Genomic DNA, 20,048 nt, shown 5'->3' with positions numbered 1-20,048 from the left:
AGCACGCCGGGAACCGCCCCGTGGGGTGACGATCTTCGACCGCTCCGCACCGCATCCTTCCGCCGAGAACTCGCGGAGGGGGCACCACGATGCACTGGATTCGACCCGCCCGGATGGCGCTGGCCGCGCTGCTCGGGTTCGGCCTGCTGGTACCGGCCCGGCCCGGTCCGCTGGCGCCGGTGGCCTATCTGGAGGCGTACCCGGCGGTGGACGCCCGGCTGCGGGCGGCCGGGCCGCCGTACGACGGGTGGGCCGCGGCGGGCCGGCGGTTCCTGGCCTTCGAGCCCCACGGCGACGGTCTCGCCGTGGAGGTCCTCGGCGACCTGGCCACCGCCGACCGGATCGTGGTGCTGGTGCCCGGAGTGGGCAGCACGCTACGCGACTTCGACCGCGGCCTGGGCGGTGTCGCGCGCCGCGCGCCGGCCCGGCAGGCGGCCGAGGTGTACCGGGCGTTGCACACCGCCGCGCCGGCCGCGCGGGTCGCCGTGCTCGCCTGGCTCGGCTACGACCCGCCGGACACGGTGACGTCCGCCGCCGGCTCGGCCGCCGCCCGGCGCGGGGCGGCCGGGCTGCGCGCGGAGGTGCGTGAACTCACCGACCGGCGCCCGCGGGCGCGGATCACCCTGCTCGGGCACAGCTACGGCGCGCTGGTCGTCGGTCTCGCCGCGCGGGACGCCCCGCCGCAGGTCACCGACGTCGTGACGCTGGGTGGGATCGGCCTCGGCGTCGACCGGGCCGGCGACCTGGGCCGGGTACGGGTGTGGGCGGCGGAGGCGCCGACGGACTGGATCCGCCGGGTGCCGCAGGTCCGGCTGCTCGGGCTCGGTCACGGCCGCCGGCCCGGCGACCCGGCCTTCGGCGCGCGATCCCTGCCGGTGACCGGGGTGGCCGGTCACGACGACTACCTGACCGCCGGCAGCGCCACGACGGCCGCGGTGGCGTCGGTGGTGCTGGACGGCGCCGGCGCCCGGGCGGTGACCCGGTGAACGGCCGGGACCGGGTGATCGACGCGCTGCGGGCGTACGCGATCGGCGGGGTGGTGCTCGGGCACTGGCTGGTCACCGCGCTGGTGCTGGACGCCGACGGCACGCTGCACGTGGCGAGCCCGCTGGCCGCCATGCCGGGGTTGGCGCCGGTCACCTGGCTGCTGCAGACCCTCGGGCTGTTCTTCTTCGTCTCCGGGTACGCCGCCGCCCGCTCGCTGGCCGGCGGTCCGGGCGGTGCGGCGCGCTGGTGGGCCCGGCGGATGGGCCGGTTGGTCCTGCCCATCCTCGCGCTGCTCGGCATCGGCTCCGCCGTGCTGCTCGCCGCGATCGTCACGGGCACCCCGGACGCCACCCTCGCCGTGGCGCTCCACCTCGCGATCAGCCCACTGTGGTTCCTGCTCCCGCTGGTCGCACTCTCCGCGCTGATCGTCCCGCTGCGCGCCGCCGTACGCCGGTGGGGGCCCTGGCGCTGCGTGGCCCCGGCGGTGGTCCTGGTCGCCGCGGCGGATCTGGCGGGTCGGCTGCTGCCGGCCGTGCCGGGGCGACTGCCGGTCGCGCTCCTGGCCGCCTGGTGCGTGCCCTGGCTGCTCGGCCTGGCCCACGCCGACGGCCGGCTGGCCGGCCGGCGAGCCGGCGCGGCGCTGGCCGGCACCGGGGCGGTGGCGCTGGCCGCGCTGTTCACGCTCGGCTACCCGGCCAGCGCGGTCGGCGTCCCCGGCGCGGCGATGTCGAACCTCAGCCCGCCGTCCCTCGTGGCGGTGGCCCTGGCCGTGGCCCAGGTGGGGCTGGCCCTGCTGCTCCGTCCGGCGGTGCGGCGGCTGCTGGCGCGGCCGGCCCCGGCCCGGGTGGTGGCGGCGGTCAATCGGTCCGCCATGGGCGTCTACCTGGGCCACCAGCCCGTGCTGGTCGGGGTGACCGCGCTGCTCGCGCATGCCGGCCTCGCCCTGCCCGGCCTGCACACCGCGCCGCGGGACCTGCTCTGGGTGCTGGCCCGGCTCTGCTGGCTGCCGGTCTTCGCGGCGGTCCTGCTGGCGATGCGGCGCCGGCCCGGCCGGTCGCCGGCTCGCGACGCCGACCCCGCCGCCCCGGTCCCCCTCATCAGCACGGACGCCCCGGCCGGCCCCGTCGGCACCGGCGCCCCGGCCGGCCGCGGCACCGCCGCCGGTCGGGTCGGTCGCGTAGGTGCCGGCACTCCGGTCGACGGTGTGGCGCAGCTCACTGCTTTCGGCGGCCGGGCCGCGGGCCCGGGAGCGGTCCGGCGGCGCGCCCCGGCGATCCCCGGCGGCGCGGCGGCACCCGGCGGATATCGAGGTCCGGCAGGTGGTCGGCTCGGCGGCTGACCCGGTTGGCGGGTGCGCCCGGGCCACTCGGCCGAGTGCGTGCCCGCCGCGCCCCGGGTGTACGATGATCGCGTTTGCGGGCCATCGACCGCCCGCCCTCGGACCCGCCGACCGCAGGAGGTGATCGCTGTGCGAGATAGCGATCCTCCCAGTCGTGGCCGGGCCGATCGTCAGCCCTGCTGAGCCGCGACTCAGTCAGGCGAGCTGACCCGCTTTCCGCCCTCCGCGTTGCCCCGCCTCCTCGGCCTACCAGCCGGGGCGGGCATGCTGCGCGGCCCGCCGGCGGAGCACCCCGGTCACGACTTCGTGTGCGTACGCCCTGAGCCACCCCTGCGGTCCGGCCCGCGCCGCCCGGACCGTCTCGTCGCCACGGAGCTGTCCCATGAGCCGTTACGTCGCCCCGCTGGGCTTCACCCTCGCCGCCGTCTGGGTGGCCGTCCTCTTCGTGCTGGCCGGCGGCGGTCACTGACCGCCCCGGCCGGCCAGGCCGGCCCCGTCCCGCCTCAGATCAGGCGGGACGACCAGACCAGGCTCAGCGCCCCCGCGCAGAGCGCGAGGAGCAGCGCCAGCCCCGCGTACCACTGGGTGACCTCCCGCGGCTCGGTGCGGAACCCGATCGAGCTGCCCATGTCCTGGTAGACCCGCTTCAGCTCGCTCACCGACGCCGCCTCGTAGAAGTAGCCCTGGGTGGTCTCCGCGAGCTGCGACAGCGCCATCCGGTCCACCGGCACCCGCTGGAGCTGGCCGCCGATGTCCACCTGACCCGAGTCGGTGCCGAACGCGATGGTCGAGACCGGGACGTTCGCCGCCTGGGCCGCCGCGGCCGCCTCCTCCACCGACCGCCCCGCGGTCCGGTACCCGTCGGAGAGCAGCACGATCCGGGCCGGCGGGATGCCGGCCGCGCCGTCGGCCGGCACCGACCGGATCGCCTCCAGACAGGTGAAGACCGCTTCCCCGGTGGCCGTCGCCTCGGCCAGCACCAGGCCGTCGATGGCGGTGGTCACCGCACCCCGGTCCTTGGTCGGCGGCACCAGCACGTTCGCCGACTTCGCGAACGAGACCAGCCCGAGGTTGTAGCTCTCCGGCAGCTCCCCGACGAACTGCTTGGCCGCCTCCTGGGCGGCCTCCAGCCGGTTCGGCGCGACGTCGTCGGCCTGCATCGACAACGACACGTCGATGGCCAGCATGACGGTCGCCCGTTCCAGGGGTTCCTTGGTGTCCACCGCCGGCCGGGCCAGCGCGGTGGCCAGCACCAGCAGGCAGAGCAGGAAGGCGGTGGCCGCCACGTGCCGCCGCCAGCCCAACCCCTTCGGCGCGAGGGTGCGCAGCAGGTCCACATTGGTGAACCGCATCGCGTACGCGCGGCGGTGCAGCTGCCGCCAGACGTACGCGGCGGCCAGCGCGAGCACCGGCAGCACGGCCAGCAGCCACCACGGTTGCAGAAAACGGATCATCGCGTCGTCCCCCGGGTGCGGGCGTGCCGCTGCGCGGCCACGAATCGCACCATGTCCAGCAGCCAGTCTCGGTCGGTACGCAGTCGCAGGTGCCCGGCGCCGGCGGCGCGCAGCTCGGCGGCGATCGCGGCGCGTTGGGCGGCCGCCGCATCGGCGTACCGGCGGCGCAGGCCCGGGTCGGCGGTCTGCACCTCGTGCAGCTCGCCCGTCTCCGGGTCGACCACCGGCAACACCCCCACGTCGGGCAGCTCCAGCTCGCGCGGGTCGACCACCTCGATCGCCAGCACGTCGTGCCGGACCCGCAGCTTACGGATCGGTCGCGCCCACTGCTGCGGCGGCGCGAGGAAATCGGAGATCACCACGGCCACGCCCCGCCGCCGCGGCGGCCGGTTCAACATGTCCACCAGCGCGCCGAGGTCACCGCGCCCGGGGCGGATCTCGGTGCCGGCGATGGCCCGCAACAGGCCCTGCGCCTCCTTGCGGCCGGCCCGGGCGGGCAGCCGGACCAGCGTCCCCGGCCCGGTGGCCGGTGGCGCGCCGCGCCACCGGCCGGTGCGCGCCGGCACCGGGGCGCCGGTGCCGACCACCGCGCCGATCCGGTTGCCACCCCGGACCGTCAGGTGCACCAGGGCCGCCGCCGCGGCCACCACCACGTCCCGCTTGAGCCACTGGCCGGTGCCGAAGTCCAGGCTCGCCGACAGGTCCACCGCGAGCCAGGTCTCCAACTCCCGGTCGGCCACCGTCCGCCGCACGTGCGGCGTGGTGGTCCGCGCGGTCACCGGCCAATCCATCCGGCGTACGTCGTCGCCGGGACGGTATTCCCGGGACTCCCCGGCCTCGCTGCCCGGTCCGGGCAGCAGCCCGGCGTAGTCGCCCTGGAGCAACCCGTCGAGCTTGCGGGTGACCAGCAACTGCAGCCGGGACAGCACGGCACCGGAACGGTCGCCGCTGGCCGGCAGTCGGGTGGGTGGGGTCACGGCCGCTGCCCGGGCCAGCCGGCGCCGTTCGGCACGGCCGGTGGCGGCGGGGTGGCCTGCTGCCGGGGCGCCACCGCCGGCAGCGGGATGGTCGACATCACCCGGTGCACGATGTGGTCGGCCGGCACGTCGTCGGCGAGCGCGTCGTAGCTGAGCACCAGCCGGTGGCGCAGGATGTCCGGGGCGATGTCCTGCACGTCCTGGGGCAGCGCGTAGTCCCGGCCGCGCAGCAGGGCCAACGCCCGGGTGGCCCGGACCAGGCCGAGCGAGGCGCGCGGGCTGGCGCCGTACTGAATGAGCTGGGCCACGTCGGGCATGCCGTGCTCGGCGGGGGCGCGGGTGGCCAGCACCAGCCGGACCGCGTAGTCGACCAGCGCGTTGTGCACGAAGACCTGGTCGGCCTTGTGCTGCAGGGCGATGAGGTCCGGGGTGTCGAAGACCCGGGCCGGCTCCGGCGCGGCGACGCCCATCCGGTAGACGATCTCCCGCTCCTCGGCGTCGGTCGGGTAACCCACCACGATCTTCATCAGGAAGCGGTCCCGCTGCGCCTCCGGCAGCGGGTAGACGCCCTCCTGCTCGATCGGGTTCTGGGTGGCCATCACCAGGAACGGGTCGGGCACCCGGTGGGTCTCCCCACCGATCGACACCTGACGCTCGCTCATCACCTCCAGCAGCGCCGACTGCACCTTCGCCGGGGCCCGGTTGATCTCGTCGGCCAGTAGGAAGTTGACGAACACCGGACCCAGCTCGACGTCGAACTTCTCATTGGACTGCCGGTAGATCCGGGTGCCCATGATGTCGGCGGGCACCAGGTCGGGGGTGAACTGCACCCGGGCGAAGGAGCCGCCGACCACCTTGGCCAGGGTCTCCACGGCCAGCGTCTTGGCGACGCCCGGGACCCCCTCCAGCAGGCAGTGGCCCCGGGCGAGCAGGGCGACGAACATCCGCTCGACCATCCGGTCCTGGCCGACGATCACCCGCTTGATCTCGAACAGCGCCCGCTCCAGCAGCGTGGCGTCCTGGGCCGGGGTGCTGACCGCCGGCGGCGGCGCCTCCGGCAGCGCCGCGGTCGGGGTCGAAGCGTCGGGCGTGGTCGGCTGGGCCACCGGTCCTCCACAGCTTGGTCGGCGTCGCGATGTGATGCGTACCAAGACTGTCATGCCTCGCTGAGAGCCGAGGGCGGGAGAGGGACGATTTTCGCCGCGTCGTCACCGGCCACTGAAAACCCCGAACACGGGTGGACAACAGGGGGTCCGCCGCGTGTACGATTCATCCCGTCGCCGGGCGGCTCCCCCCGTGGCCGCCCGGCGCTAAAGCTCCCGGCGTGGCGACCGTAGACTGGCCCCGGTGAGCACTCCCACTCCCGCCGGCGAGGCGTTGATCTGCTCCGCGCGAGGGTGTCGTGCCCCCGCCCACTGGGAGCTGCGCTGGAACAATCCCCGCCTGCACGAGCCCGACCGGCGCAAGACCTGGCTGGCCTGCCCCGACCATCGGGAGTCCCTCGGCGGCTTCCTGGAGGCGCGGGGCTTCCTGCGCGAGGTGGTCGCGGTGCCCGGATCGCCTACTCTCGAAGGGTGAGCGAGCGCAGCGGACCAACCCGGTGACCGACGACCTCGCCGGCCGGCCACCCACCCCGCCCGGCCCGCTGGAGCCCTGGCCGGCGACCGTCCGGTGGCAGCCGATCTCCCGGGACCTGATCTGGGTGGAGCTGATCCGGCTCGGCATCCTGCTCGCCGTGGCGCTGGTGGTGCTCGCGGTCGGCTGGGCGACCACCGGCCACTGGCTGTTCGGCGTGGCCGTCGGCGTGGTGCTGCTGCTGGCCGGCTGGCGCACCGTCACCATCGTCCGGGCCGTGCACGCCTGGGGCTACGCCGAGCGCGAGCAGGACCTGTTGGTCCGGCACGGGCTGCTGGTCCGGCGGCTCTCCATCGTCCCGTACGCCCGGATGCAGTTCGTGGACGTCACCGCGGGGCCGTTGGAGCGGGCGTTCGACCTGGCCACCGTGCAACTGCACACGGCCGCCGCGGCGAGCGACGCCCGGGTGCCGGGGCTGCGCCCGGCCGAGGCCTCCCGGCTGCGGGACCGGCTCACCGCGCTCGGCGAGGACCGGGCGGAGGGGTTGTGAGCCAGGGCCCGGCCGGGCCGGGGCCCGCGACGCCGCCGGCCGACGACGGCCCGGCCCGCACCCCGCCGGCCGTGAACGGCCAGCCCTGGCCGCCGCCCCCGCCCGGCCAGCCGCCGCCGGCTCCATCGGGACCAGGCCCGGCCGGACCACCACCACCCGGATACGGTCCGCCCGCACCACCACCTGGCTACGGCCACGCCGCGCCGCCACCGGGATACGGCCCGCCGGCGCCGCCACCCGGGCACGGCCCGCCGGTGCCACCACCTGGCTACGGTCCACCGGCACCACCAACCGGGTACGGCCCCGCCGCGCCACCGCCGCCCGGGTACGGCCCGCTTCCCGGCGCGCCGTATCCCGGGGGCGCGGGCCTGCCACCGTTCCCGGCGCCGCCGGGCGGCCTCGGGGAGCCGCGGCGACGGCTGCACCCGCTGAGCCCCGTGCTGCACGGGGCCAAGTCCCTGGTCGTGGTGATCGCCGGTCTCTCCTGGTCCACGCTGTCCCGGGTCGGCTTCGGGTGGTTCGCCGCGCTGGTCGTGATCTTCGTGCTCGGCGCCACCGTGCTGTCGATCGTCAGCTGGTGGAACACCGGCTACCACGTGGTGGGCCGGGAGCTGCGGGTGCACGAGGGGCTGCTCTGGCGGCGTACCCGGGCGATCCCGCTGGAACGGTTGCAGGCCGTGGAGGTGGTCCGGCCGCTGCTGGCCCAGCTCACCGGGCTGGCCGAGCTGCGGCTGGAGGTGGTCGGCGGGGGCAAGACCGAGGCGCCGCTGGCGTACCTCTCGGTGGCCGAGGCGACCGCGCTGCGCCAGCGGCTGCTCGCGGTGGCCGGCCGGCCGCCGCAGCCCGTCCCGACCGACACCCCGCCGGCGCTCGTCCCGACCGGCGCCGAGCCCGTGCCCCCGCCCGCCCCGGCCGGGCGCCGGCTGCACACGGTACGCAACGCGGACCTGCTGGTCAGCCAGCTGCTCACCCCGCAGGCGTTCCTGCTGCCGTTCGGTGTGGCCTTCGTGGTGGCGCAGTTCCTCTCCGAGGGGTCGTGGTCGTTCATCGCGGTGGCCAGCACGCTCACCGCGATGGCCGGCGTCCTGCTCCAGCCGGTCCGCCGGGTCCTCGACGACTGGGGCTTCCGGCTCGACCGGGAGGACGGCACCCTGCGGGTCCGCAACGGGCTGCTGGAGACCCGGGTGCAGACCGTGCCGTTGCACCGGGTGCAGACGGTCGGCGTCACCTGGCCGCTGCTCTGGCGGATGAAGGGCTGGCTGCGGCTGCGGCTGGAGGTGGCCGGCTACTCGGCCGCCGAGCCGGACGACCGGAACCGGCCGGACCGCCTGCTGCCGGTCGGCGACGCGGGCACCGCGACGCTGATCGTGGCGGAGGTGCTGCCCGGCGTACGGCTCGACGCGCTGCCGTCGACGACGCCGCCGCGCCGGGCCCGGTGGCTGCGCCCGCTGAGTTGGCGGGCGGTCGGCGCCGGCCTCGACGAGCAGGTGTTCGTCGCCCGGTCCGGGCTGCTCACCCGCCGGCTGACGCTGGTGCCGTACGCCCGGATCCAGAGCGTGCGGGTGACCCAGGGTCCGGCCCAGCGGCGGCTACGGCTGGCCACCGTGCACACGGACACCGCCGGCGGGTCGGGCGCCGCCGCGCCGGACCGGGACCTCGGCGAGGCGTGGGAGCTGGCGGCCGAGCTGACCGCGCGGGCGCACGCCGCCCGGCACGACGACCGGGGCCGGCGGCGCTGAGCCGCGCCGGGCGCTCAGCGCTCAGCGTTCGGCGGACACCGCGGACGGGTCGCTGGCGACCGGACCGTCCGGACCCGCCCCGCCGTCACCGTTCGGACCCGCCCCGCCGTTGCCGTTCGAGCCCGCCCCGCCGTTGCCGTTTGGGCCCGCCCCGGCGTCACCGTTCGAGCCCGCCCCGCCGTTGCCGGTCGGGCCGGTACCCGGGGCGCTGCCGTTCGACGCCGCCGCCGGGACAGCCGCGGCGCTGCCGGCCGGGCCGGCGGGCCGGGCCTGCGCCGCCGGTGCGGCGACGGCCGGTGCGGTCCCGGCCAGGACCGGCTCGGTCGCGTCCGGCGCGGGGGCGGCGCCGGCCGGTGCGGTCGCCGCCGGGGGCCGCGCGGCGGCGCGCCGGGCCCGGTAGCCGGCCCAGGCCCGCTCGGCCAGGCCCACGACCAGGAAGGTCAGTCCCACGTACGCCCAGCCGACCAGCACGTCGATCAGGTAGTGCTCGCCGCTGTAGATCAGCGTGAAGGTCATCGCCAGCGGGTAGGCGAGCAGCAGCGGCCACCACCGGCGGCGCACCGCGGGCATGAAGAACAGCACCACGAAGAGCGCGAAGGCGGTGTGCAGGGACGGCATCGCGGCCACCGGGTTGGACGCCACCTGCCCGGCGTTGAGCAGGTTGCCCGCGCCGTGCATGCCGACCTCCTTCCACCCCCGGGTGGAGATCCGGGCGACCTCGGTCAGCAGCCCGTTCTGGGCGGCCCACCAGGGCGGGGCGGCCGGGTAGAGGAAGTAGGTGACCAGCCCGGCGGCGCAGAGGAAGCCCCACCGGCGCATGTACGCCGCCCAACTCGCCCGGTTGCGCATCCAGAGCACCGCGGCGGCGGCCAGCGTCGCCACGAAGTGGGAGAAGTAGATCCAGCTGACCAGCACGTCCCACCAGTGCACCTCGGGCCGGTAGAGGTGCTGCTGGAGCCAGACCGTGGGCACCGCGCCGCCGGTGGCCCAACCGACCAGGAACCGGTCGGCGACGATCAGCTCCATGGCGTGCGGGGTCGCGCCGTTGTCGGCGAAGCCGCGGGAGAGGTTGTACGCGGCCAGCAGCAGCACCACCGGGATCCAGTCCCGGGCGAAGCGCAGGTGGCTGCGCCAGGGCCGGGCCGAGTGCCAGGCGATGGTGGCGGCCCAGATCCAGACGAACGCGTACGCCGGGTCGGTGGGCAGGCCGATGGCGAGCCAGGCGGCCACGAAGGCGACCCCCCAGATCACCATCGCGATGACGCGGCGACGTCCGCCGTCCGGCGCGGCGGAGGCGCTGGTCGGGGCAGGGGGCTGGGATTCTGTCTGGACGGCCATCGCGGTCAAGGTTAACGGCGCGGAAGGCATCGACCGACGGCGACCACCGGTGCTCCGGCCCCCGGCCGCGGAGACCGGACGTCCCCGCCCCGGCTCGTCTAGGCTCGGGGCATGCAGGAGCAGCCGGAGCCGCCCTTCGCGCCGGGGCTGACCGCCCGGGTCGAGCTGACCGTCACCGAGGCCGACACCGCGCAGGCGGTGGGCTCGGGCGACGTGCCGGTGCTCGGTACGCCCCGGGTCCTCGCCCTGGCCGAGGCGGCGACGGTGGCGGCCACCGCGACCCGGATGCCGCCCGGCGCGACCACCGTCGGGACCCGGGTCGAGCTGGCGCACCGCGCCGCCACCCCGGTCGGGCGGACGGTGGTGGCGCAGGCCCGGCTCGCCGAGGTCGACGGCCGGCGGCTGCTGTTCGAGGTGGCCGTCACCGACGGCGACGAGACCGTGGCCGACGGGCGGGTCGAGCGGGCGCTGGTCGACCGCCAGCGGTTCGTCGAGCGCGCCGCGCGGGCGTCATGACCGCCCGGTTCGTCGAGGTCGCCGACCGGGTGCACGTGCTGCGCGACCCGCTGCTGCGGGTCAACGTGACGCTGGTGGTGGGCGACGGGGCCGCCCTGCTGGTGGACACGCTCTCCACCGCCGGTCAGGCCCGGGAGCTGGCCGGGGCCGCCCGGGCGGTCACGCCGCACCCGTGGACGATCGTCAACACCCACCACCACTTCGACCACTGCTTCGGCAACGCCACCCTGGCCGCCGACCCGCCCCGCCCGGTGTACGCGCACGAGCAGGCCCTCGTGGTGCTCCGGGACCATCCGGACACGCTGCGCCGGGCGGCGTACGAGGAGATGCGCGCCGAGCAGCCCGCGCTCGCCGCCGAGCTGGCCGACACCGAGCTGCTGGCGCCGACCCACGGGGTGGTCAGCGAGACCGTGCTCGACGTGGGTGGCCGGCGGGTGGTGCTGCGCCACCCCGGGCACGGGCACACCGACGCCGACCTGGTGGTGCACGTGCCGGACGCCGACGTGCTGGTCGCCGGCGATCTGGTAGAGCAGAGCGGGCCGCCGGCCTTCGAGGAGTCGTACCCGTTGCAGTGGCCGGACGCGGTGGCCGACCTGCTGCGGCTGACCACGCCCGGCACGGTGGTGGTGCCGGGGCACGGCGAGCCGGTCGACGCCGACTTCGTCCGGGACCAGCACGCCCAGCTGGCCCGCCAGGCGTGGCTGATCCGGGCCGGCCACACCGGCAACGCTCCGCCGGAGCGGGTGGCCGCCGAGTCGCCCTTCGGGGCCCGTCCCGGCCTGATCGCGGCCCGCCGCGGCTACGCCGAACTCGACGGCACCGCCTGACCGCCGCCCGGTCGGGCCACGGCAGGGGCGGGGCCGGCCGTCAGGCGCGGACGCGTAGCGCGGTGAGCAGCGCGTCGAGGTGCGGCGCGGCGGCCAGCACGGCGGCCCGGGCCGGCGGGTCCAGCTCGGCGAGGGCCTCGGTGAGCAGCGCGACGCGGTGGACCTCGTAGTCGGCCATCCGGGCCCGGGCGGCCTCGGTGATGCGCAGCCGGACCACCCGCCGGTCGGCGGGGTCGCGGTCGCGGGCCAGCAGACCGGCGTCGGTGAGGTCGCGGACCAGCGTGCTGACCGTGTTCGGGGCGGTGCCCAGGCGGCGGGCCACCTCCTTGCCGCTGATCCCGGGCGCGCCCCGGACGAGCAGGAGCACCTCCACCTGCGCCTCGGGCAACGGCTCGCCGTCGGCCCGGGCGACCGTCCTGCGGCGCAGCAGCCGGTGCAGCTCCCCCAGCACCGCCCCGAACCGCGCGATCTCCTCCTGGGTCGCCACGGAGTCACCTGCTTCACATCGCAATAGTTCTGACTACAGAGGTAAGGTTACCGGAGCGCACCAGATCCAGGGGGTACCTTCGTGAGCCAGACCGTGCGGGCCGCCGCGCGCCCGTCCGCCGACCGGTCCGCCCGCGGCGGTGGCATCACCCTGCTGGTGCTGCTCGGCACCCTCACCGCGATCGGTCCGCTCTCGCTGGACATGTACCTGCCGGCGTTCCCGGCGATGACCCGCGACCTCGGCGCCGACCAGGCCGGCATCCAACTCTCCCTGACCACCTGCCTGATCGGCCTGGCGCTGGGCCAACTGGTCACCGGCCCGCTCAGCGACCGCTGGGGCCGGCGCCGCCCGGTGCTGATCGGCGTCATCGCGTACGCCCTGCTGGCGCTGGCCTGCGCCGCGGCGCCGAACGCCCCGATGCTGGCCGCCGCCCGCTTCGCGCAGGGCCTGGCCGGCGGCATGGGCGTGGTGGTGGCCCGCGCGGTGGTCCGCGACCTCTACTCCGGCCGGGACGCCGCGAAGTACTTCTCCCGGCTCACCCTGGTCTTCGGCGTGGCGCCGGTGGCGGCGCCGAGCGTGGGCAGCCTGGTGCTCCGGTTCGGCTCGTGGCGGGCGGTCTTCCTCGCCCTGGCCGTCATCGGGGCGGTGCTCGCCGTCGCCGTCGCGCTGCGCCTGCCGGAGACCCTGCCGGCGCAGCGGCGCAACACCGGCGGCCTGGCCAGCACCGCCCGGACCATGCGCTCGCTGGCCGCCGACCGGGTCTACCTCGGGTACGCGCTGACCCAGGGCTTCGCGTTCGCCGGGCTGTTCGCGTACATCTCCGGGTCGTCGTTCGTGTTCCAGGACGTCTTCGGCGTCTCGGCGACGGTGTTCAGCGTGGTCTTCGGGGTCAACGCGCTCGCCCTGGTGGCCACCGGGCAGCTCAACGCCCGGCTGCTCGACCGGTTCAGCCCGCGTCGGCTACTGGTCACCACGCTGATGGTCGGGCTGGTCATGGCGATCGGCGTGCTCACCGGTGCGCTCGCCGGCAGCCTCGCCGTGACGGCGGTGGCGCTGTTCGCCTTCGTCGGCTCGCTGGGCATGGTGATGCCGAACAGCACCGCGCTGGCGCTGGACGCGCACGCCCGGCACGCCGGCACGGCGGCCGCGCTGATGGGCGGCATCCAGTCGGTGGTCGGCGCGCTCGCCGCGCCGCTGGTCGGACTCGGCGGCGAGGGCAGCGCCCTCCCGATGGCCGTCGTCCTGGCCGGCGCCGCCGCCCTCTCCCTCACCGCCGTCCTCACCCTCACCCGCCCCCGCTAGCCCCGCACCCTCACGCCCCACGCCCCACGCCCCACGCCCCACGCCCCACGCCCCACGCCCCACGCCCCACGCCCCACGCCCCACGCCCCACGCCCCACGCCCCACGCCGATCATGGAGTTGTGGCGCCCGCTGTGCCACTTTTGCCCCCTATGTCAACCACCACAACTCCTTGATCGACGAAGCGGGGGGCGAGGGCGAGGGCCGGGGGGCGGGGCGGGGCGGGGCGGGGGTGGGGGTGGGAGGGGCGGGGTCAGGTGGGGAAGCGGGAGTGGACGGCGGGGCGGGTGGGCATGGCGGTGGCGCCGCCGGGGGACTCGCAGACCAGGCCGGCGACCCGGAGCGCGAAGGCCACCCGGTCCCGCCAGCCGGCCGGGTCGGCCGGCTCGCCGGCGGCGAGCAGCTCGGCGATCAGCGCGCCCATCACCGAGTCCCCGGCGCCGGTGGCGTCCACCGCGTGGACCTTCGGCGCGGGCACCCGCACCACGTCGTCGGCGGCGGCGACCAGGGCGCCGTCCGCGCCGAGGGTGACCACCACGGTTGCCGCGCCCAGCTCGCGCAGGTACGCGGCGACCCCCTCGACGGGCTCGTGCGGGTAGAGCAGCCGGGCGTCGGCGCTGCTCAGCTTCACCAGATGCGCGCTCGCGGCGAACTCGGCGACCACCGCGCGCAGCCCGTCCAGCGCGTCCGGCCCGGTCAGCAGCCGCGGCCGCACGTTCGGGTCGAACACCCGCAGCGCGCCGGCGATCGTCCAGGCCCGCCGGGCGGCGGCCAGCACCGGCGGGTCGAGCAGCACGATCGAGCCGCAGTAGAGCACGTCGGCGCCCTCGACCAGGGCCACGTCCAGGTCGTCGGCGGTGAGCTGGGCGTACGAGCGGGGCTCGCCGTAGAAGCGGAAGTCCGGTTCGGGGCCGGCGAAGGTGGCCACGGCCAGCGCGGTCGGGGCCGGCACGGTCACCGCCCCGGCCAGCCCGACGCCCGCGGCGGTGAGGAAGGCGCGGATCCGCTCCGCCAGGGCGTCGTCGCCGAGCGAGCCGACGAACTGGACGTCGCCGCCGAGTCGGGCGACCGCCACGGCCACGTTGAGCGGCCCGCCGCCGATCGCCTGCCGGTAGCCGGGCTGCCCGTCGAACTCGCCGTCGAGCAGGTCGACCAGCGCCTCACCGAGCACCACCGCGTATCCCATGCTGGCTCCTTCCGTCCGTCGTACCCCCCGATCCTGGCGTATGGCACCGGGGTGGCGCGACGAGACGGCCTCATCGACCGACAGCTATTGCCTCCGCTGGCGGGACGTGATGGGATGACGCTTGCCGGACGGGTGCGGGGGCTGCCGCGCCACCGGCCGCCGGGTCGAGCCGACGCGAGGGCACACCGGTCCGTGGCATGGACCGGGGGCGGTGCACGCGTTCCGACGGCCCCGGCCGCACTCCCGGGCCCGCCGGGCGTGGCACCGCGATGGTCGCATCCGCTGCTCGCAGCGGGGCGGATCCGTGCGGTCGCGCCCCGCGAGTCAGGAGAAACCCGTGCAACGATCCCGTATGGCCGCGCTGCTCACCGCGGTCGCCACCCTGGCCCTGGGCGCCTTCGCGCTGGCCAGCAATCCCGACCCGGCCGCCGCGCACGGCGCGGCGATGAAGCCGGGCTCCCGGACCTACCTGTGCTGGAAGGACGGGCTGAGCCCGCAGGGCGACATCCGGCCGAACAACCCCGCCTGCGCGGCGGCGGTCGCCGAGAGCGGGACGAACTCGCTGTACAACTGGTTCAGCGTGCTGCGCTCCGACGCGGGCGGCCGGACCGTCGGGTTCATCCCCGACGGCAAGCTGTGCAGCGGCGGCAACCCGAACTTCACCGGCTACGACGCGGCCCGCAACGACTGGCCGCTCACCCACCTGACCGCCGGGCGCACGATGGAGTTCAACTACAGCAACTGGGCCCACCACCCGGGCACCTTCTACTTCTACGTGACCAAGGACAGTTGGAGCCCGACCCGGCCGCTGGCCTGGAGCGACCTGGAGGAGCAGCCGTTCCTCCAGGTCACCAACCCGCCGCAGAGCGGGGCGGTGGGGACCAACGAGGGCCACTACTACTTCAACGGCACGCTGCCGTCGAACAAGAGCGGCCGGCACATCATCTACTCGCGCTGGGTCCGCTCGGACAGCCAGGAGAACTTCTTCGGCTGCTCGGACGTGACCTTCGACGGCGGCAACGGTGAGGTGACCGGAGTCGGGAGCGGCGGCACCACGCCGACCACCCCGGGCAGCACGCCGACCACGCCCGGCACCACGCCGACCACGCCGGGTACCACGCCGACCACGCCGGGCACCTCGCCGAGCACCCCGGACACGTCGCCGGGCACCAACAGCTGCATGGCGGTCTACAAGGTGGTCACGGCCTGGGGCGGCGGCTTCCAGGCCGAGGTCACGATCATGAACCACAGCACCCGGACGTACGCCGGCTGGACGGCGAACTGGACCTGGGCCAATGGTCAGACCATCACCCAGCTGTGGAACGGCACGGTGAGCGGCAGCGGCGCGGCGGTGACGGTCAACAACGCCTCGTACAACGGAACGATCGCACCGGAGGGCAGCACCTCCTTCGGCTTCACCGCGAACGTCTCCGGCACGAACAGCCTGCCCACGGTCAGCTGCACCGGCCGCTGAGCACGCGCAGAACGAGCTGAGCCCGCGCAGCACGAGCTGAGCACGCGCAAAAGGAAGGGCCCCCGGACGTTCCGGGGGCCCTTCGCCGCGTCCTGGTCAGCGCACCATGCTGCCGACCACCGGCTTGGTGAGCAGCGCGGACTGGTTGCGCTGGATGCCCGGGTCGAGGGTCTTCGCCACGAAGATGGCGTGCCAGATGCAGAAGATCAGCACCGTCCACACCTTGCGGGAGTGGTCGGCCTCCTCCCGCTTGTGCTCGTCCAGCAGCCGCATCGCGTACGACAGGTCGATCAGGTCGCCGGCGCCGGAGGTGGCCAGCACGTGCCGGGCCCACTCGTACATCTCGCCGCGCAGCCAGACCCGGGTCGGGGTCGGGAACCCGAGCTTCTTGCGGTTGACGATGGCCGGCGGGACCACACCCTGCAACGCCTGGCGCATCGCGTACTTGGTGGCCTCGGAGCGCGGCGGCAGCTTCAGGTCGACCGGGATGCCGGCGGCCACGTTGAAGACCTCCCGGTCCAGGAAGGGCACCCGCACCTCCAGCGAGTGCGCCATCGAGATCCGGTCGGCCTTGACCAGGATGTCGCCGCGCAGCCAGGTGTAGAGGTCGACGTACTGCATCTTGGTGACGTCGTCCAGCTCGGTGGCCTCGGCGTAGATCGGCGCGGTGACGTCGGTGTAGCGGACCGAGGGGTCGTAGCGGCGCAGCAGGTGCTGCTTCTCCTCCTCGGTGAACATCCGGGCGTTGCCGTAGTAGCGCTGCTCGATCGGGGTGGTGCCGCGCTCCAGGAAGCTCTTGCCCTTCACGCCCTGCGGGATCGCCTTGGAGACCGCGCGCAGGCCCTTCTGCACGCCGCCGGGCAGGCCGTTGACGGTGCTGAGCGAGAGCGGCTCGCGGTAGATCGTGTACCCGCCGAAGAACTCGTCCGCGCCCTCGCCGGAGAGCACCACGGTGACGTGCTCGGCGGCCTTCTTGGCCACGAAGTAGAGCGGCACCAGCGCCGGGTCGGCCACCGGGTCGTCCAGGTGCCAGACGATCTTCGGCAGCGCGTCGATCATGTCCTGCGGCCCGATCTTCGTCGGGATGGTGGTGACGTCGAGGTGCCGGGCCGAGTCCTGGGCCACGTCGATCTCGGAGTAGCCGGGCACGTCGTACCCGACGGTGAAGGTGAGGATGTTCGGGTTGAACTCGCGGGCCAGGGCCACCACGGCGGTGGAGTCGATCCCGCTGGACAGGAACGAGCCGACCGGCACGTCCGAGCGCATGTGCATCCGGACGCTCTCCCGCAGCGTCTCCCGGATCTCCTGGTAGAGCTTCTGCTCGTCGGCGACCGGCGCGGGCCGGAACACCGGCCGGTACCAGCGCCGCACCTCGATCCGGCCGCCCGGGCTCCAGGTCAGGTACTCCCCCGACCCGATCCGGTTGATCCCCCGGTGCAGGGTGCCGGGCTCGGGGACGTACTGCAGGGTCAGGTAGTGGCTCAGGCTGGCGGTGTCGATCCCGGCGTCGCCGGCGTACGCCGACTGGGCGAACGGCAGCAGCGCCTTCTTCTCCGAGGCGAGGTAGAGCCCGTCTGCGGTCTCCAGGTAGTGCAGCGGCTTGATGCCGAAGTAGTCGCGCGCACCGAAGGCCCGGCGTTCCTGCCGGTCCCAGATCACGAAGGCGAACATGCCGCGCAGCTTGGTGAGCACCTGCTCACCCCAGTAGTGGTAGCCGGCGACGATCACCTCGCCGTCGCCGTTCGTGGCGAACTGGGCACCGAAGTCCCGGATCAGCTCGTCGCGCAGCTCGATGTAGTTGTAGATCTCGCCGTTGAAGGTGAGCAGGTAGCGACCGCCCGCGTAGGGCAGCGGCTCGTGGCTGAGCGCCACGTCGATGATCGCCAGCCGCTTGTGCGCGAACACCCCGTCCGCGTACCGGCCGGAGGCGTCGCCGACCACCTCGACCCCGGTCTCGTCCGGGCCCCGGTGGTGCAGGCACTCCAGTGCGCCGGCGATGTGGTCGCGGTGAGCGGCGGCGTCACCGCGCGCGCTGAAGAAGGCCAGGAGTCCGCACATGAAGGCCATCTTTCCACGCCTCCGGAGCGGCCGTCGCGGCACCGCAGGCTCTCCCCGCGGCCGGACGCGCGATACCGTCTGGACCAGCGACGAGGCTCGAGGAGGACGATCATGGCCGAGGAGCGGACGCAGCAGGGCAAGCCGGCGGACGGCACCGAGTCGCACGACCCGGACTTCCCGGAGGCCTTCCTGGCGTTCATGCGGCAGGGCTGGCAGGACACCGAACTGCCGGTCGGTCCCCGCCCGGAGGTGCCCAACTACGCCAAGCGGCGGGCCGCGCTCGCCGCGGCCTTCCCCGGCGAGACGCTGGTCATCCCCACCGGCACCGAGAAGGTACGGGCCAACGACACCGACCACCGGTTCCGGCCGGGCAGCGACTTCGCGTACCTGACCGGGGACCTGGAGCCGGACAGCGTGCTGGTGCTGCGCCCGGCCGGCGAGGCGATGCTGTACATGCGGCCCCGGTCGTCCCGGGAGACCGACGAGTTCTTCCGCAGCCGGCACGGCGAGCTGTGGGTGGGCCGCCGGCCGACGCTGGGCGAGAAGTCGACCGAGCTGGGGTTGCCCACCGCCGACCTGACCGGGCTGGAGGCGTCCCTGGCCGACCTGGCGCCGGGGCGTACCCGGGTGCTGCGCGGCTTCGACGCCCGGGTGGACGCGGCGGTGCGCCCGTACGACGGGGCCCGGGTCGACGGGCAGCCGGGCCGGGACCGCGAGCTGGCCATCGCGATCTCCGAGCTGAAGCTGGTCAAGGACGAGTGGGAGATCGCCCAGCTCCAGGAGGCGTGCGACGCCACCGTGCGCGGCTTCGAGGACGTCGCCCGGGCGCTGCCGGCCGACCGGGGCGTCTCTGAGCGGCTGCTGGAGGGGATCTTCGCGCTGCGCGCCCGGCACGACGGCAACGACGTCGGGTACGGCTCGATCGTCGGCGCCGGCGAGCACGCCACGATCCTGCACTGGGTGCACAACCACGGCGCCACCCGCCCGGGTGAGCTGCTGCTGATGGACATGGGCGTGGAGAACCGCAACCTCTACACCGCGGACGTCACCCGGGTGCTGCCGGTCGACGGCCGGTTCACCCCGTTGCAGCGCCAGGTCTACGACGCCGTGTACGCGGCCCAGCAGGCCGGCATCGACGCGATCAAGCCGGGCGTGGCGTTCCGGGAGGTGCACCTCACCTCGATGCGGGTGCTCGCCGAGGCGCTGAAGGACCTCGGCCTGCTGCCGGTGAGCGTGGACGAGGCGATGGACCCGGCGTCGACGGTCTACCGCCGGTGGACCCTGCACGGGACCAGCCACATGCTCGGCATCGACGTGCACGACTGCGCCAACGCCCGCAAGGAGATGTACCGGGACGGCCCGCTGGGCGAGGGCTACGTGCTCACCGTCGAGCCGGGGCTGTACTTCCAGCCGGAGGACGAGCTGGTCCCGGCGGAGCTGCGCGGCATCGGCGTACGCATCGAGGACGACATCCTGGTGACCGCGGACGGTCCGGTGAACCTCTCGGCCGGGCTGCCGCGGCGTTCCGACGAGGTGGAGACCTGGCTGGCCGAGCAGCGCGAGGCCGGCCCCCGCCTGCCGGGCTGATCCGGGAGGTACGACCCACGGCGGGCCCGCCGCCGGTGTTCGCGACGTTTGTCGTCGCCGGGCACCGGTGCCGGGCCCGTCGCCGTTTGCGCTGCTCAGACCCGTCCGCCCGACTGCGCGCCCAGCTCCCCGATCTGGGGCTAATGCGCGATTTTTTCGGATACGTCCGCGTCGCGAGGATCCTTCTCATACGGTGTCGATCAGAGGCTACAACCGTTTTGTAGCTGGTCGCCCCGCCTCGGGTGGTGCGGCCCCTTTGGTAGACACCGAAAGGGCGGAAGCTCTGATGTCCAACGACGTAACCACTTCCGACGGCGGGGCCCCGGTGCCTCCGCCGACGAGCAGGCGGCGAGCCCTCTGGGTCGCCACCGGCGTGGCCGGGCTGACCGGCGTCGTCGGTCTGGCGGCGCTCGGTGGCCTCGCCGCTCGGGACAACAAGTCCGACGACCCGAAGCGGGTCGCGGAGAACCACGCCGTCGCGCCGCAGAACGCCAGCGACGCCGGCAAGGCCGAGGACACGGACAAGGACAAGGACAAGGACCACCGCGACGACGAGGCGGGCCGGGACGGCAAGGACCACGGCTGGGGTGAGTGGGGTGAGCACGGCGAGGTGCGGGCGGTGCCGTGTGACGACGAGGAGCTGGTCGAGGCGGT

16 protein-coding genes and 2 pseudogenes are annotated in these 20,048 nt (G+C 74.9%); 11 read left to right on the top strand and 7 right to left on the bottom strand.

What is annotated here, in order from left to right:
* Window positions 1–89: 89 nt before the first annotated feature.
* Window positions 90–986, top strand: coding sequence for an alpha/beta hydrolase (locus AB0I11_RS14775; protein ID WP_357319268.1), 897 nt, complete (start codon window positions 90–92; stop codon window positions 984–986).
* Window positions 983–2,326: an acyltransferase gene (locus AB0I11_RS14770; RefSeq protein WP_357319265.1), complete on the top strand. Its 1,344-nt coding sequence runs from the start codon at window positions 983–985 to the stop codon at window positions 2,324–2,326. The genes AB0I11_RS14775 and AB0I11_RS14770 overlap by 4 nt, the downstream gene beginning before the upstream one ends.
* Window positions 2,327–2,829: 503 nt before the next feature.
* Here AB0I11_RS14770 and AB0I11_RS14765 read toward each other — a convergent pair.
* The 3 genes from AB0I11_RS14765 to AB0I11_RS14755 are packed head-to-tail and all read right to left on the bottom strand — an operon-like array spanning window position 2,830 to window position 5,863.
* Window positions 2,830–3,780 carry a VWA domain-containing protein gene (locus tag AB0I11_RS14765; RefSeq protein ID WP_357319262.1) on the bottom strand — a complete coding sequence of 317 codons (951 nt, stop codon included), beginning with the start codon at window positions 3,778–3,780 and terminating at the stop codon, window positions 2,830–2,832.
* Window positions 3,777–4,775: a DUF58 domain-containing protein gene (locus AB0I11_RS14760; RefSeq protein WP_357319608.1), complete on the bottom strand. Its 999-nt coding sequence runs from the start codon at window positions 4,773–4,775 to the stop codon at window positions 3,777–3,779. Before AB0I11_RS14760 ends, AB0I11_RS14765 begins: the two co-directional genes overlap by 4 nt.
* A complete protein-coding gene (locus tag AB0I11_RS14755) occupies window positions 4,754–5,863 on the bottom strand; it encodes a MoxR family ATPase (protein ID WP_357319259.1) in 1,110 nt (369 codons plus the stop codon). The genes AB0I11_RS14760 and AB0I11_RS14755 overlap by 22 nt, the downstream gene beginning before the upstream one ends.
* A gap of 241 nt (window positions 5,864–6,104) precedes the next feature.
* Here AB0I11_RS14755 and AB0I11_RS14750 point away from each other — a divergent pair, with 241 nt between their 5' ends.
* The 3 genes from AB0I11_RS14750 to AB0I11_RS14740 all read left to right on the top strand — a co-directional run bounded on the left by AB0I11_RS14750 (window position 6,105) and on the right by AB0I11_RS14740 (window position 8,621).
* Window positions 6,105–6,335 carry a hypothetical protein gene (locus AB0I11_RS14750; RefSeq protein ID WP_357319255.1) on the top strand — a complete coding sequence of 77 codons (231 nt, stop codon included), beginning with the start codon at window positions 6,105–6,107 and terminating at the stop codon, window positions 6,333–6,335.
* Between the two features lie 22 nt (window positions 6,336–6,357).
* Window positions 6,358–6,882 carry a PH domain-containing protein gene (locus AB0I11_RS14745; RefSeq protein ID WP_357319252.1) on the top strand — a complete coding sequence of 175 codons (525 nt, stop codon included), beginning with the start codon at window positions 6,358–6,360 and terminating at the stop codon, window positions 6,880–6,882.
* Window positions 6,883–7,250: 368 nt separating this feature from the next.
* Window positions 7,251–8,621 (top strand): PH domain-containing protein, encoded by a 1,371-nt coding sequence (locus AB0I11_RS14740; RefSeq protein WP_357319605.1) that lies wholly within the window; start codon window positions 7,251–7,253, stop codon window positions 8,619–8,621.
* Between the two features lie 381 nt (window positions 8,622–9,002).
* Here the strand turns inward: AB0I11_RS14740 and AB0I11_RS14735 are convergent.
* Window positions 9,003–9,959: pseudogene (locus AB0I11_RS14735) on the bottom strand (phosphatase PAP2 family protein); the annotation flags it as partial.
* Between the two features lie 111 nt (window positions 9,960–10,070).
* On the opposite strand from AB0I11_RS14735, the gene AB0I11_RS14730 reads away from it, so the two are divergent.
* Both AB0I11_RS14730 and AB0I11_RS14725 read left to right on the top strand, forming a co-directional pair.
* Entirely contained in the window at window positions 10,071–10,475 is a 405-nt protein-coding gene (locus tag AB0I11_RS14730) for a hotdog domain-containing protein (RefSeq protein ID WP_357319249.1), read from the top strand.
* Entirely contained in the window at window positions 10,472–11,302 is an 831-nt protein-coding gene (locus tag AB0I11_RS14725; protein WP_357319246.1) for an MBL fold metallo-hydrolase, read from the top strand. Before AB0I11_RS14730 ends, AB0I11_RS14725 begins: the two co-directional genes overlap by 4 nt.
* Before the next feature lie 40 nt (window positions 11,303–11,342).
* Here the strand turns inward: AB0I11_RS14725 and AB0I11_RS14720 are convergent, their stop codons facing one another.
* Entirely contained in the window at window positions 11,343–11,789 is a 447-nt protein-coding gene (locus AB0I11_RS14720) for a MarR family transcriptional regulator (protein ID WP_357319243.1), read from the bottom strand.
* Between the two features lie 81 nt (window positions 11,790–11,870).
* Here AB0I11_RS14720 and AB0I11_RS14715 point away from each other — a divergent pair, with 81 nt between their 5' ends.
* The gene (locus AB0I11_RS14715; protein WP_357319240.1) at window positions 11,871–13,091 is read left to right on the top strand and encodes a multidrug effflux MFS transporter; all 1,221 of its coding nucleotides are present in this window, start codon (window positions 11,871–11,873) and stop codon (window positions 13,089–13,091) included.
* A 251-nt stretch (window positions 13,092–13,342) separates the two neighbouring features.
* Here AB0I11_RS14715 and AB0I11_RS14710 read toward each other — a convergent pair whose 3' ends face one another.
* On the bottom strand, window positions 13,343–14,275 hold the full coding sequence (locus AB0I11_RS14710; RefSeq protein ID WP_357319237.1) for a carbohydrate kinase: 933 nt from the start codon (window positions 14,273–14,275) through the stop codon (window positions 13,343–13,345).
* Window positions 14,276–14,627: 352 nt separating this feature from the next.
* On the opposite strand from AB0I11_RS14710, the gene AB0I11_RS14705 reads away from it, so the two are divergent.
* Window positions 14,628–15,749: a lytic polysaccharide monooxygenase gene (locus AB0I11_RS14705; RefSeq protein WP_357319602.1), complete on the top strand. Its 1,122-nt coding sequence runs from the start codon at window positions 14,628–14,630 to the stop codon at window positions 15,747–15,749.
* 96 nt (window positions 15,750–15,845) lie between these two features.
* Here the strand turns inward: AB0I11_RS14705 and asnB are convergent, their stop codons facing one another.
* Entirely contained in the window at window positions 15,846–17,807 is a 1,962-nt protein-coding gene (gene asnB / locus AB0I11_RS14700; protein ID WP_357319234.1) for an asparagine synthase (glutamine-hydrolyzing), read from the bottom strand.
* A 111-nt stretch (window positions 17,808–17,918) separates the two neighbouring features.
* Here asnB and AB0I11_RS14695 point away from each other — a divergent pair, with 111 nt between their 5' ends.
* Complete coding sequence (locus tag AB0I11_RS14695; RefSeq protein WP_357319231.1) at window positions 17,919–19,394, top strand: aminopeptidase P family protein; 1,476 nt, start codon at window positions 17,919–17,921, stop codon at window positions 19,392–19,394.
* Between the two features lie 286 nt (window positions 19,395–19,680).
* Window positions 19,681–20,048, top strand: a pseudogene (locus tag AB0I11_RS14690) (hypothetical protein); the annotation flags it as partial.

It is taken from the genome of Micromonospora sp. NPDC050495 (assembly GCF_040655175.1).
In the GTDB taxonomy this organism is placed as follows: Bacteria; Actinomycetota; Actinomycetes; order Mycobacteriales; family Micromonosporaceae; genus Micromonospora.
This window is presented reverse-complemented; position numbering and strand designations above follow the sequence as displayed.